The organism is Pseudomonas entomophila, assembly GCF_023277925.1.
In the GTDB taxonomy this organism is placed as follows: domain Bacteria; phylum Pseudomonadota; class Gammaproteobacteria; order Pseudomonadales; family Pseudomonadaceae; genus Aquipseudomonas; species Aquipseudomonas entomophila_D.
The window spans coordinates 4,593,157-4,606,443 of record NZ_CP063832.1; the positions used below are offsets into that span (position 1 = coordinate 4,593,157).

12 protein-coding genes are annotated in these 13,287 nt (G+C 65.5%); 2 read left to right on the forward strand and 10 right to left on the reverse strand.

Annotated elements, in window-relative coordinates; genetic code table 11:
- From IM733_RS20355 to tcyJ, 7 genes are all read right to left on the reverse strand, one after another.
- Nucleotides 1-801 (reverse strand): MetQ/NlpA family ABC transporter substrate-binding protein, encoded by an 801-nt coding sequence (locus IM733_RS20355; RefSeq protein ID WP_248918223.1) that lies wholly within the window; start codon nt 799-801, stop codon nt 1-3.
- Complete coding sequence (locus IM733_RS20360) at nt 794-2,185, reverse strand: LLM class flavin-dependent oxidoreductase (RefSeq protein WP_248918224.1); 1,392 nt, start codon at nt 2,183-2,185, stop codon at nt 794-796. Before IM733_RS20360 ends, IM733_RS20355 begins: the two co-directional genes overlap by 8 nt.
- Nucleotides 2,185-3,366 carry an SfnB family sulfur acquisition oxidoreductase gene (locus IM733_RS20365; protein ID WP_248918225.1) on the reverse strand — a complete coding sequence of 394 codons (1,182 nt, stop codon included), beginning with the start codon at nt 3,364-3,366 and terminating at the stop codon, nt 2,185-2,187. The genes IM733_RS20360 and IM733_RS20365 overlap by 1 nt, the downstream gene beginning before the upstream one ends.
- A gap of 85 nt (nt 3,367-3,451) precedes the next feature.
- Entirely contained in the window at nt 3,452-4,693 is a 1,242-nt protein-coding gene (locus IM733_RS20370) for an SfnB family sulfur acquisition oxidoreductase (RefSeq protein ID WP_248918226.1), read from the reverse strand.
- Nucleotides 4,694-5,004: 311 nt separating this feature from the next.
- On the reverse strand, nt 5,005-5,766 hold the full coding sequence (tcyN, locus tag IM733_RS20375; protein WP_248918227.1) for an L-cystine ABC transporter ATP-binding protein TcyN: 762 nt from the start codon (nt 5,764-5,766) through the stop codon (nt 5,005-5,007).
- 1 nt (nt 5,767) lies between these two features.
- Nucleotides 5,768-6,436, reverse strand: coding sequence for a cystine ABC transporter permease (gene tcyL / locus IM733_RS20380; RefSeq protein ID WP_011531635.1), 669 nt, complete (start codon nt 6,434-6,436; stop codon nt 5,768-5,770).
- A complete protein-coding gene (tcyJ, locus tag IM733_RS20385; RefSeq protein WP_248918228.1) occupies nt 6,433-7,227 on the reverse strand; it encodes a cystine ABC transporter substrate-binding protein in 795 nt (264 codons plus the stop codon). Before tcyJ ends, tcyL begins: the two co-directional genes overlap by 4 nt.
- Nucleotides 7,228-7,488: 261 nt before the next feature.
- Here tcyJ and epsC point away from each other — a divergent pair, with 261 nt between their 5' ends.
- Both epsC and betT read left to right on the forward strand, forming a co-directional pair.
- On the forward strand, nt 7,489-8,421 hold the full coding sequence (epsC, locus tag IM733_RS20390; protein ID WP_248918229.1) for a serine O-acetyltransferase EpsC: 933 nt from the start codon (nt 7,489-7,491) through the stop codon (nt 8,419-8,421).
- A gap of 330 nt (nt 8,422-8,751) precedes the next feature.
- Complete coding sequence (gene betT / locus IM733_RS20395; protein ID WP_248921207.1) at nt 8,752-10,713, forward strand: choline transporter BetT; 1,962 nt, start codon at nt 8,752-8,754, stop codon at nt 10,711-10,713.
- 69 nt (nt 10,714-10,782) lie between these two features.
- Here the strand turns inward: betT and tauD are convergent, their stop codons facing one another.
- Genes tauD through tauB form a run of 3 tightly spaced genes read right to left on the reverse strand, consistent with a single transcriptional unit; the run spans nt 10,783 to nt 13,280 of the window.
- The gene (tauD, locus tag IM733_RS20400; protein WP_248918230.1) at nt 10,783-11,616 is read right to left on the reverse strand and encodes a taurine dioxygenase; all 834 of its coding nucleotides are present in this window, start codon (nt 11,614-11,616) and stop codon (nt 10,783-10,785) included.
- A 48-nt stretch (nt 11,617-11,664) separates the two neighbouring features.
- Entirely contained in the window at nt 11,665-12,504 is an 840-nt protein-coding gene (gene tauC, locus IM733_RS20405; RefSeq protein WP_248918231.1) for a taurine ABC transporter permease TauC, read from the reverse strand.
- The gene (gene tauB / locus IM733_RS20410; protein WP_248918232.1) at nt 12,501-13,280 is read right to left on the reverse strand and encodes a taurine ABC transporter ATP-binding subunit; all 780 of its coding nucleotides are present in this window, start codon (nt 13,278-13,280) and stop codon (nt 12,501-12,503) included. The genes tauC and tauB overlap by 4 nt, the downstream gene beginning before the upstream one ends.
- Nucleotides 13,281-13,287 lie beyond the last annotated feature (7 nt).

Genomic DNA, 13,287 nt, shown 5'->3' on the forward strand with positions numbered 1-13,287 from the left:
TCAGCCTTCCCAACCGGCCTGGTAGAGCTTGCCGTGGGCCTTGTCCAGGGCAGCGCGCACAGCGGGCGAGTGTTGGTAGATGTCGACGAACTTGGCCAGGCGCGGGTCGTCCTTTTCCTGCGGGCGGATCACGAACTGGATCACGTATTCCTTGTTCTCCAGGCCGTCGAACAGCAGCGCCGAGGTGGCGTCGAAGCTGTTGGCCAGGCGGATGTAGGCCGGGTAGCCCTGGACCAGGTCGGCGTCGTCATAGGCGCGCACCAGTTGCACCGCTTCAACCTGGAGGATCTTGATCTTCTTCGGGTTGGCGATGATGTCGTCCTCGGTGGCCTTGTAGCCCACGCCCGGTTTGAGGGTGATCAGCCCGGCCTTGGCCAGCAGCTGCAAGCCGCGGCCGCTGTTGATCGGGTCATTGGCGATGGCCACGCTGGCGCCTTCGGGTAGTTCGGCGAAGCTTTTGTACTTTTTCGAGTAGAGGCCGACGTTGTTGATGATCCCCGGCGCATAGGGCACCAGGTTGAAACCGGCGGCGGCCTTGGCGTTTTCCAGGAACGGGATGTGCTGGAAGTAGTTCACGTCGATGTCGCCGCTGTTGAGGCTGACGTTCGGTGCGATCCAGTCGCTGAACTCGATGAGTTTCACTTCCAGGCCTTGTTTGTGGGCCTCTTCCACGGCGGCTTCCAGTGGGATGGCGAAGGCGGCGGTGGTGCCGATCTTCAACGGCTCGGCGGCGAAGGCGGCGACGGAAAGGCCGAGGCCCAGGGCGATGGTCGTGACGGGCCGGAACAGTTTCTCAAGCATGGTGCAGGGCTCCAGTCGGGGCAGGGACAGGTGGGTTGCGGTAGGTGGCGCCGGGGTGGTCGGCGGGCAGGTGGGCGTGGGGCGTGGCGAACAGCTTCTGGCGCAGGCTGCCCTCGGCGTAGGCGGTCTTGTAGCGGCCGCGGCGTTGCAGTTCGGGGATGACCAGGTCGATGAAGTCCTCGTAGCTTTCCGGGGTGACGGTGCGCGCCAGGTTGAAGCCGTCCAGGCCGGTTTCGTCGATCCAGGCGATCAACTGCTCGGCCACTTGCTCCGGGGCGCCGACCAGGGTCACGTAGCGCCCGCCCAGGGCGTGCTGTTCGAGCAGGCGGCGGCGGGTCCAGGCGTTGTCCTGCAACTGACGGGTGGCGGACTGAATGGCGTTGCCCTTGGCGAAACCGATGGGCTCGTCCAGTTCATAGCGTGAGAAGTCGATGCCGGTGGAACTGGCGAAATGCGCCACGCCCGCCTCGGCGCTGGCGTGGCGCAGGTACTCGGCGTGCTTGGCGCGGGCCTGCTCCTCGGTCGGGGCGACGATCACGGTGAGGCCCATGAACACCTTCACCTTTTCCGGATCGCGCCCGGCTGCCTTGGCCGCTGCACGGACCTTGTCGACCTGGGCGCGGGTGGCGGCTTTTTCCTGGCCGCTGATGAACACGCATTCGGCATGGTTGCCGGCGAACGCCAAGCCGCGCGCCGAACTGCCGGCCTGGAACAGTACCGGGGTGCGCTGGGGCGAGGGTTCGCACAGGTGGTAGCCCTCGACCTTGTAGAACTCGCCGTGGTGCTCGACCTTACGCACCTTGTCCGGGCGCGCATACACGCGCCGCTCGCGATCGGCGATCACGGCATCGTCGTCCCAGCTGCCTTCGAGCAACTTGTACAGCACTTGCAGGTACTCGTCGGCCTGGTCATAGCGCCGGTCATGCTCGGGTTGCTGTTCCAAGCCCATAGCCCGGGCGGCGCTGTCGAGGTAGCCGGTGACGATGTTCCAGCCGACCCGGCCGTTGCTCAGGTGGTCGAGGGTGGAGAGGCGCCGGGCGAACAGGTAGGGCGCCTCGTAGGTCAGGTTGGCGGTGAGGCCGAAGCCCAGGTGCCTGGTCACCGCGGCCATGGCCGAGACCAGCAGCAGCGGGTCGTTGACCGGTAGCTGGATGGCCTCTTTCAGCGGTACGTCCACCGACTGCCCGTAGACGTCGTAGGTGCCGACGATGTCGGCGATGAACAGGCCGTCGAACAGCCCGCGCTCGAGCAGGCGGGCGAGGTCGGTCCAGTATTCCAGGGTCTTGTACTGGGTCGAGGTGTCCCGTGGGTGGGTCCACAGGCCATGGTTGATGTGCCCGATGCAGTTCATGTTGAAGGCATTGAGCAGGATCTGGCGGGCCATCAGATGGTCCCCCGGCGTGGTGGTTTCTCGTCGTTGAGGTAGTAGTTGCCGATGGCGTGGTACTTCCAGCGCACCGGATCGTGCAGGGTGTGCACCCGAGCGTTGCGCCAGTGGCGGTCGAGGTTGTGCTCGGCCAGGGTGGCCTGGCTGCCGGCCAGCTCGAACAGGGTGGTGCCGGCGGCGAGCGAGATCTCGGTGCTGATCGCCCGGGCCTCGGCCACGGCGATGGAAGCGGCGGCCAGGGTTTCGGCGTTGCTGTCGGCCTGGGCGATGTCGAGGATCTCGCCGGCGCGCTCCAGCAGGGCTTCGGTGGCATGCAGGCGGATTGCCAGGTGGCCGAAGCTCTTCAGGGTGAGCGGGTCGTCGCTGGCCTTGTCGAGGCCGGAGTCGATCCAGGGCCGGCTGCGGGTGCGCACGAAGTGCAGGGCGTCCTCGAAGGCGGCACGGGCGATGCCGGTGTCGATGGCGGCGTGGAGGATCTGTGCCAGCGGGCCGACCGTGGTCGGGCGGTCGAAGGCGCTCTGGAACGGCACCACGTCCTCGGCGCGGACCAACACGTTGTCGAACACCACCGAGCCGCTGCCGGTGGTGCGCTGGCCGAAGCCGCTCCAGTCGTCGATCACCTCGATGCCCGGCGTGTCGGCGGGAACGAAGGCCAGGTGCGACACGCCTTGCTCGTCGATCACCAGGGTCGGGATGCGTTGGGCATAGAGGGCGCCGGTGCAGTAGAACTTGCGGCCATCGATACGGTAATGGTCGCCGTCACGGGTCAGGCGGGTGGTGCGCTCATGGGCGTTCTTGGTACCGATCTCGGCCAGGGCGTTGCCGAAGCGGCGGCCAGCGAGGACTTCTGCGTACAGGCGCTTCTGTTGGTCCGGGGTGCCGTTCACCCGCAGCACTTCCAGGGCGTAGAAGTGGTTCTGCGGGATCTGCCCGATCGAGGCGTCGGCCTGGGCGATGCGGGCGATGACCTTGGCCAGGGTGGCGCTGGATACGCCAGCGCCGCCATAGGCCTTGGGCACGCTGATGCCCCACAGGCCGGTCTGCACGAAGTGGTCGAGTTCGGCGTGGGGCAAGCGGCGTTCGCGGTCGCGCGCGGCGCTGTCGTGGCGCAGGGTTTGGGCGATTTCTTCGGCGACGGCCAGGGCTTGGGCGTCGCTGGTGATGAGGGATGCAGTCATGGTGCTCTCCGCAGGGGCTGTTCGCCGGCAAGCCGGCTCCTACGGGGATTGCGTAGGGGCCGGTTTGACGGCGAAGGGCCTTGAATCAGATCCAGGAATGGCGGGCAGGCAGGGTGCCGTTGAGGTAGTAGGCGCCGACGGCGTGGTACTTCCAGCGCACCGGGTCGTGCAGGGTGTGTACCCGGGCGTTGCGCCAGTGCCGGTCGAGGTTGAACTCGGCCAGGCTGGCGCGGCTGCCGGCCAGCTCGAAGAGTTTCTCGCTGGCCTGCAGCGAGATCTCGGTGGTGAGCACCTTGGCTTCGGCCACGGCGATCGACGCTCGCGCGGCGGCGGCATCGTCGACGGGGCTGGCATTGACCTCGTCGAGCACTTTCGCGGCCTTGCGCAGCAGCGCTTCGGCGGCGTGCAGGTCGAGCTTGAGGCGGCCGATGTCGGCGATCACATAGGGGTCGTCGCTGTTGCGCTCGACCTTGGCCTCGATCCACGGCCGCGATTTCTCGCGCACGAACTGGATCGCGTCGTCGATGGCCGCCTCGGCGATGCCAGCATCGATGGCGGCCTGGATCAGTTGCGAGGCCGCGCCCTGGGTGCTGGGTTGCTCCCGATGGCGCCAGTTGTCGATGACCAGGTCGGCCTCCACCGGCACCTGGTCGAGCAGCACGGTGCCGCTGGCAGTGGTGCGCTGGCCGAAGCCGGACCAGTCGTCAACGATGCGCAACCCCGGGCTGCCCCGGCGAACGAACGCCAGGCGCTGGCGCCCCTCGTCGTCCAGGGCCTTGACCGCCACCCAGTGGGCGTACAGGGCGCCGGTGGAGTAGAACTTCTCGCCGCTGATGCGATAGCCATCGCCGTCGCGGGTGATGCGCGCCTTGAGCGTGAGCGTGTCCTTGGTGCCGCGCTCAGGGCCGGCATTGCCGATGCGCCAGCCGTCGAGCACGGCGCGGAAAATCGCTTCCTGCTGCGCTTCGGTGGCCGTCAGGCGCACCAGCTGGAGAATGCCGAACTGGTTTTGCGGAATCTGCCCCAGCGCAGGATCCGCGGCGCTGATCAGGCGGAAGACTTCGGCGATGGTGGTGTAGGAGACCTCGGGGCCGCCGAAGGCCTTGGGCACGCTGATGCTGCCCAGGCCGCTGCGGGTGAACTGTTCGATCTCGGCCCACGGCAGCTTGCGCTGCTGGTCACGGCGGGCGGCCTGTTGGCGGGCCACCTGGGCCAGCTCGCGGGCGGCTTGCAGGGCCTCTTCGTCGTTGCGCAGCACCTTGGCCGGCAACAGCAGGGGCGAACTGTCAATATCGCTGTGGAATTGGGTAGTTGGCTGGCTGGACATCAGTACCGCTCCTTGGCTGCACTCAATGCCCTGGCGTTGGCCACTGGGGTGATTGTGATCCTGACCATTCCTTACCTCACAAAGTTGAATGTGCCGCCTCAGCTGATAGCGACAGACGTTTGCTGGTCCGGTGGTCCGGTGGATATACCCTATTCGTTTATAAAAGTTTTATGAACTAACTCTTTGGAATATCTATAGAAGTCGGAATCGGCTTCGGATATGTGAAAGCATTCGCGGGTAAACCCGCTCCTACAGGTTCAGCAGCGATCCTGTAGGAGCGGGTTTACCCGCGAAGAAGACAACGCCGGATTTCAGTCCTGCGCAGCGGTGGTCCCGAGGAACTTGCGCAGGAACTGCCGGGTGCGCTCTTCCTGTGGATTGGCGAACAACGCCTTGGCCTCGCCTTGTTCGACGATCACGCCCTTGTCGAAGAAGATCACTCGGTTGGCCACGTCGCGAGCAAAGCTCATCTCGTGGGTGACGATGATCATCGTGCGCTTCTCTTCGGCCAGGCCGCGGATGGTCGCCAGCACTTCACCCACCAGCTCGGGGTCGAGCGCCGAGGTGGGTTCGTCGAACAGGATCACCTCCGGCTCCATGGCCAGGGCGCGGGCGATGGCCACCCGTTGCTGCTGGCCACCGGACAGCCGCCGGGGGTAGGCGTCTTCCTTGCCCGCCAGGCCGACCTTGGCCAGCAGGCGCCTGCCCAGCTCGATGGCTTGCTCGCGGGGCGTCTTCTTGACGATCACCGGCCCTTCGATGACGTTGTCCAGGGCGGTGCGGTGGGGGAACAGGTTGAAGTTCTGGAACACGAACCCGGCCTGCTGGCGCAGGCGGCGGATCGCACTCTGCTGGCCACCCAGCGGGCGCCCGGCATCGATGGTGATGTCACCGATCTGGATACGCCCGGCATCGGGGGTTTCCAGCAGGTTGAGGCAGCGCAGGAAAGTGGTCTTGCCCGAGCCGCTGGGGCCGATGATGGCGACCACTTCGCCGGGCTGCACGGTCAGGTCGATACCGTTGAGCACGGTTTGGCCCTTGAACCGTTTGGTCAGGCCCTCTACTACGATCATCTCAGTGCTCCTGGTCGTGCTGGTTGACCCGCGCTTCCATGCGGTTCTGGAAGTGCGCCAGGATGCTGCAGAGGATCCAGTAAACCACCGCGACAGCCAGGTACATGGTGAAGACTTCGAAGGTCCGGGCGGTGATCAGTTGCGCCTGGCGGAACAGCTCGGGCACCTGGATGGTTGCCGCCAGGGCGGTGTCCTTGACCAGCGAGATGAAGCTGTTGCCCAGCGGCGGCAGCGCGGTGCGCAAGGCCTGCGGCAGGATCGCCCGACGCATGGCCTGGGTACGGGTCATGCCGATGCTGGCCGCCGCTTCCCACTGGCCACGGTCGATCGAGGAAATCGCGGCGCGGAGAATTTCGCAGATGTACGCCGCCATGTTCAGCGACAGGCCGATCAGCGACGCCGGGATGGGGTCGAGCTCGATACCGATCTGCGGCAGCCCGAAGTAGATCACGAACAGCTGCACCAGCAGCGGTGTGCCCCGGAAGAACGACACGTAGATGCGTGCCAGCCAGTCCAGCGGCAGGATCTTCGACAGCCGCATCAGCGCCAGGGCAAAGCCCAGCACCAGGCCAAAGAACATGCCGCCGACGCTGAGCAGCACGGTATAACCCGCGCCCTTCAACAGGAAGGGCACGGAGTCGACAACGAGTTGTAGGCTTTCAGCGATCATTGGGTGACATCGGCACCGAAGTATTTCTTGGACAGCTGTTTCAGCGTGCCGTCAGCCTTGAGCTTGTCGATGGCCTTGTTCAGCGCTTCGAGCAGTTCAGGCTCGCCCTTGCGCAGGGCCACGCCGCTTTCCAGGCGCGAGAACGGGGCGCCGGCGAGTTCGGTGTCCTTGGCTTTCTGCGCGTATTCCAGCGCGGCCAGGCGGTCGATCAAGATGGCGTCGATGCGGCCGTTGCGCAGGTCGGCGAACTTGGTCGGGTCGTCTTCATAGGTGCGCACTTCGGCTTTCGGTACGTCCTGCTTGACCCATTGCTCGTAGTTGGTGCCCAGGCCCACGCCGACTTTCTTGCCGGCCAGGTCCTGCGCGGTCTTGATGTTCAGCTGCTCGGCCTTCTTCTTCAGGATCAGCGCCTGGATGCCGGAGATGGTGTAGGGCTCGGAGAAGTCGTACTTCTTCTTGCGCTCCTCGGAGATGGTCACCTGGTTGATCACCACGTCCAGGCGCTTGGACTCCAGAGCAGCGAGGATGCCATCCCATTTGGTCGGCTGGACCTTGGCCTTGACCCCCAGTTCCTTGGCCAGCAGCTCGGACAGCTCGACCTCGAAGCCAGCCAGCTTGCCGTGTTCGTCCTGGTAGCTGAACGGTGGGTAGGTGCCTTCCAGGCCGACGTTGATCACGCCTTTTTCCTGAATGGTCTTCAGTTGCTCGCCGGCAAAGGCCTGGCCGAGCAGGCCGGCGCCGAGCAGGAGCGCCAGGCTGGCGTTGAGAAGGGGTTTGGCGAATTTGGTCATGGCAGGCCCCGCGCTTGTTGTGGAAGTAGTGAGGTGGCGACTATAGAGGTGGGCTTTATAGGTCGGGAAATAATAAAAAATCAGGTTGTTATTCCCATTTTGCCATTCGCGATGGCTTATGCCCGACTTAGCTCAGGATGGAATAAAGCGTTGTTTTTTCCAAGAGGGAGATTTGACGTATCGTGGTTTACACCCTCCCCGTAGGCCGCCCCTACCGGGAACGTGTGCATACCGAGAAAGCCGCCTGGCAGGAGAAACACCGTGAGCGAACAACCATCAACAGGGCACTGGCAATTGCAGGGCATCGTCAGTGGCCTGCGCAGTGCCCGTGAACAGTGGCGCAGCCGCAATGGCCGCAGCAGCGGCGAGCAGGGCGGGCGTGAATTGCCATCGCGCGAAGCGATGCGACAGATTCTCGAGCAACTGTGCGGCGCGCTGTTCCCGATGCGCCTGGGCCCAGTGGACCTGCGTGAAGAAAGCGAGGATTTCTACGTCGGCCACACCCTCGACGCCGCGCTCACCGCCCTGCTGGCCCAGGCACGCCTGGAACTGCGCTACGCCGCGCGCCACGGCAAGACCGAGGTCACCGATGTCGACGGCCACGCCCTGCGCCTGATCCAGGACTTCGCCGCGGCCCTGCCGGCCCTGCGCGTGTTGCTCGACACTGACGTGCTGGCCGCCTACCACGGCGACCCAGCGGCGCGTAGCGTCGATGAGGTGCTGCTGTGCTATCCCGGCATCCTGGCGATCATCCACCACCGCCTGGCCCACCACCTGTACCAGGCCGGCCTGCCGCTGCTGGCGCGGATCAGCTCGGAACTGGCGCATTCGGCCACCGGTATCGACATCCACCCTGGCGCGCGCATTGGCCAGAGCTTCTTCATCGACCATGGCACCGGCGTGGTGATCGGCGAGACCGCGATCATCGGCGAGCGGGTGCGCATCTACCAGGCGGTGACCCTGGGCGCCAAGCGCTTCCCCAGCGACGAGTCGGGCACCCTGCACAAGGGCCTGGCGCGCCACCCGATCGTCGAGGACGACGTGGTGATCTATGCCGGCGCAACCATCCTCGGGCGGATCACCATCGGCAAGGGCTCGACCATCGGCGGCAACGTGTGGCTGACCCGTAGTGTGCCGGCTGACAGCAACATCACCCAGGCCAACCTGCAGCTGGATTGCCAGGGCAAGAATTGACCTCGTATTGCTGTTGGCTTTTCTGATTTGTTCGCCGGCAAGCCGGCTCCTACGTGTAGCGTAAACCCGTCTAGACCGTAGGGTCCGGATTGCCGGCGAAGGGTTTTAACGCAGCCCCGCAAGGCTCCCGCGCAGCGACATCGGGTCGCATTGAAGGGCGATCCATGTTTAACTTGAACGCTTGTTCAACGAAAAACGCTGGTCCATTGCCGGTGTTCAAAAGGAGGAATCGCCTTTGCTGAACCCGTTCAATCCGAACCTCACGTCCTTCGACGAGGTGCCCGTTCAATGAGTGCACCGACCCCCGAGCTTGCCAACGGCAAGATCCGCATGAACCCCCCCGTGTTCTACTTCGCGGCCAGTTTCATCCTTGTCTTCGGCCTGGTGGTCATCGCTCAGCCGCAAGCCGCTGGCGAGTGGTTGCTGGCGGCACAGAACTGGGCGGCCAACACCGTCGGCTGGTACTACATGCTGGCCATGACCCTGTACCTGGTCTTCGTGGTGGTCACCGCCTTGTCCGGCTACGGCAAGCTCAAGCTCGGTGCCGACCATGACGAACCCGAGTTCAGCTACCTGTCCTGGGCCGGCATGCTGTTTGCCGCCGGCATCAGCATCACCCTGTTCTTCTTCTGCGTCTCCGAGCCGCTGACCCACATGCTGCAGCCACCGCAGGGCGAAGCGGGCACGGCCGAGGCCGGGCGCCAGGCGATGCAGATCCTGTTCCTGCACTGGGGCCTGCACGGCTGGGGCGTGTTCGCCTTCGTCGGTATGGCGCTGGCCTACTTCGCCTACCGGCACAACCTGCCGCTGGCCCTGCGTTCGGCGCTGTACCCGCTGATCGGCAAGCGCATCAATGGCCCGATCGGCTATGCGGTGGACGGCTTCGGCATCATCGCCACGGTGTTCGGCCTGGGCGCCGACATGGGCTTTGGCGTGCTGCACCTGAATGCCGGCCTCGACTACTTGTTCGGCATCAGCCACAGCCAGTGGGTGCAGGTGTTGCTGATCGCCCTGATGATGGGCGCGGCGGTGGCCGTGGCGGTCGCAGGGGTGGAGAAGGGGGTGCGGGTGATGAGCGACATCAACCTGTTCCTGGCCTGCGCGCTGCTGTTGTTCGTGCTGTTCGCCGGCCCCACCCAGCACCTGTTCAACACCTTGATCCAGAACCTCGGCGACTACCTCGGTGCCTTGCCGCGCAAGAGCTTCGATGTATACGCCTATGGCGAGAACCGCGACTGGCTGGGTGGCTGGACGGTGTTCTACTGGGCCTGGTGGATTGCCTGGGCGCCGTTTGTGGGCCTGTTCATCGCGCGCATTTCGCGCGGGCGCACCATCCGCGAGTTCGTCTTCGGCGTACTGCTGATCCCGTTGGGCTTCACCCTGGCGTGGATGTCGATCTTCGGCAACAGCGCCATGACCCAGGTGCTCGACCACGGCTTGACCGCCCTCGGCCAGTCGGCCCTCGACAACCCGTCGATGAGCCTGTACCTGCTGCTGGAAACCTACCCCTGGAGCAAGACGGTGATCGCCGTGACGGTGTTCATCAGCTTCGTGTTCTTCGTCACCTCGGCCGACTCCGGCACCGTGGTGCTGTCGACGCTGTCGGCCAAGGGCGGCGGCGCCGACGAGGATGGCCCGAACTGGCTGCGGATCTTCTGGGGCGCGATGACCGCGCTGATCACCGGGGGGCTGCTGTTCGCCGGCAGCATCGATTCGTTGAAGTCGGCGGTGGTGCTGACCTCGCTGCCGTTCTCGCTGATCCTGCTGAGCATGATGTGGGGGCTGCACAAGGCCTTCTATCTCGAGAGCCAGCGGCAGATCGCGCAGATGCATTCGCTGGCGCCGTTCGCCCAGTCGCGGCGCGGGCGTGGTGGCTGGCGCCAGCGCCTGAGCCAGGCCGTGCACTTCCCGTCGCGGGACGAGGTGTACCGTTTCATGGACGACGTGGTGCGCCCGGCGATCGCCGAGGTACGCGAGGTGTTCGAGCAGAAGGGCCTGGTGCTGGTCACCCAGGATGACCCGAGCCACGACAACGTCAGCCTGAAAGTCGGCCATGGCGAGGAGCAGCCGTTCATCTACCAGGTGCAGATGCGTGGGTACTTCACGCCCTCGTTCGCGCTGGGTGGGTTGGGCACGCAGGAGTTGAAGAACCGCCGCTATTACCGGGCGGAGGTGCACCTGAGCGAAGGCAGCCAGAACTACGACCTGGTGGGCTACAGCAAGGAGCAGATCATCAACGACATCCTCGACCAGTACGAGCGGCACATGCAGTACCTGCATCTGGTGCGTTAGCACTGCTGTTCGCCGGCAAGCCGGCTCCTACGCATCCACCGTAGGGGCCGGCTTACCGGCGAACCCCCTTCAGAAAGGCGCATCCCCCAGGATGGTCGCCCGGTGCATTACCCGCCGGCTTGGCCGGTAATCATCCACCGCGAAATGCTGTGTCACGCGGTTGTCCCAGAACGCCACGTCGTTCTCCTGCCAACGCCAGCGAATGCTGAACTCCGGTCGCGTCGCATGGGCGAACAGCAGCTTGAGCAGCGCTTCGCTCTCCTGCTCGTTCAATTCGTTGATGCGCGTGGTGAACCCTTCATTGACGAACAACGCCTTGCGCCCGCTGACCGGATGGGTGCGCACCACCGGGTGCGCCAGCGGCGGGTTGTTGCGCCGGGTCGCCTCCCAGCGCGTCAGGTCGTCCGGCGTGGTGCCGAAGCGCTCGAGCGGGAACGACTTGGTGAAATCATGGGTGGCGGTCAGCCCGTCGAGCATCTCGCGCAGCGGCGCCGACAACGCTTCGAAGGCGGCGATGCCGCTGGCCCACAAGGTATCGCCACCGTAGGCGGGCAACTGCTTGGCACTCAGTACCGCGCCCAGCGCGGGCGTCGGCAGGAAGGTCACGTCGGTGTGCCACACGGCGTTGTCGCGCACGTCGGTGACCGCCGTGTCGAGGATCAGCACCTGCGGCGTTTCCGGCACGTTGGGGTAGATCGGGTGGATGTGCAGGTCACCGAAGCGCGCGGCGAAACGCGCCTGCTGCTCGGGAGTGATCGGCTGCTCGCGGAAGAACAGCACCTGGTGCTTGAGCAGCGCCTGCTCGATGGCGTCGCGCTGTTCGACGGTGATCTCGCGGCTGATGTCCACGCCGCTGATCTGCGCGCCGAGGGCCGGGCTGAGAGGGGTTACGGTCAGGCTCATGTCATTTCTCGTTCCAGGTGCCGGGTTGCCGGCGTGGTCATTCGGCTATCAATGGCTTTGGCCATGCCAGGGCACCAGCTTGCGCTGCAGGGCGCGCAGGCCCATTTCCAGGGCGAAGGCGATCAGGGCGATCAGCAGGATCCCCAGCACCACCACGTCGGTGACCAGGAACTGCGCCGCCGACTGCACCATGAAGCCCAGGCCGCTGGTGGCGGCGATCAGTTCGGCGGCGACCAGGGTCGACCAGCCCACGCCCAGGCCGATGCGGATACCGGTGAGGATGTCGGGCAGGGCGCTGGGCAGGATCACGTGGCGGATCAGCTGAGCCTGGGTGGCGCCCAGCGACTGGGCGGCGCGCAGTCTGGCCGGGTCGACGGTGCGCACGCCGGTGGCGGTGGCGATGGCAATCGGGGCGAAGATCGCCAGGTAGATAAGCAGCACTTTCGACAGCTCGCCGATGCCGCACCAGATCACGATCAGCGGTAGGTAGGCCAGTGGCGGGATCGGCCGGTAGAACTCGATCAGCGGGTCGAGGATGCCACGGGCCACGCGGTTGTAGCCGATGGCCAGGCCCACCGGGATGGCGGTTAGCGTCGCGGCGATCAACGCCAGGCCGATGCGGCCCAGGCTGGCGCCAAGGTGCTGCCACAGACTGGCGTCCATGTAGCCCTGGGTGAGCAGGGTCCAGCCTTTGGCCAGGATATCGCCGGGTGCAGGCAGGAACAGCGGCTCGATCCAGCCGGCAGCGGTCACCAGCCACCAGGCCAGCAGCAGGCTGGTGAGGGTCAGGGTGCTGATCCAGCGGGTCGGCAAGGGCTTGCGGGTTTTCACCACAGGTGGTGTCCGTTGTGCCTGCTTGGCGCCGGCCGGCAATTCGATGCTGCTCATGCGGACTCCTGGCGTTGCGAGAATACCCGCGCCAGCACGTGCTCGCGGGTTTCGATGAAACGGGGATCGGACTTGATCGCTCGGGCCGACTCGCCTGCGGCATAGCGCTGGCCGAAGTCCAGGTGCAGGCGCTCGACCACACGCCCGGGGTTGGGCGCCAACAGCACCAGTTCGGTAGCGAGGAACACCGCTTCCTCGATGTCGTGGGTGATCAGGAACACCGGTTTGGCGGTGCGCTGCCAGACCTGCAGCAGCAGCTCCTGCATCTGTTCGCGGGTGAAGGCGTCGAGGGCGCCGAAGGGCTCGTCCATCAGCAACACCCGCGGGTCGGCGGCCAGCGCACGGGCCAGGCCCACGCGTTGTTTCTGCCCGCCCGAGAGTTGCCAGATACGCCGTTCGGCAAAGCCCGCCAGGTCCACCAGCGCCAGCATTTCGCGGGCCTTGGTTTCGCGCTGTAGGCGGGGCACGTCGGCCAGCTCCAGGCCGAAGGCGACGTTGGCCAGCACGTCCTGCCAGGGCAGCAGGGCATCGTCCTGGAACACCACGCCACGCTCGGCACCGGGGCCTTGCACCGGCGCACCGTCGAGGGTGATGCGCCCGCCGCTGGGGGCGACGAACCCGGCGATCAGGTTGAGCAACGAGGTCTTGCCGCTGCCGGAAGGCCCGAGGGCCACCAGCAACTGGCGTGGCCCGAGGCTCAGGTTGATGTCGGCCAGCACCGGGGTAGTGGCGCCGGGGTACTGTGCGCTGATGCGCTCCAGTTCAAGCAAGGCCATGACGGGC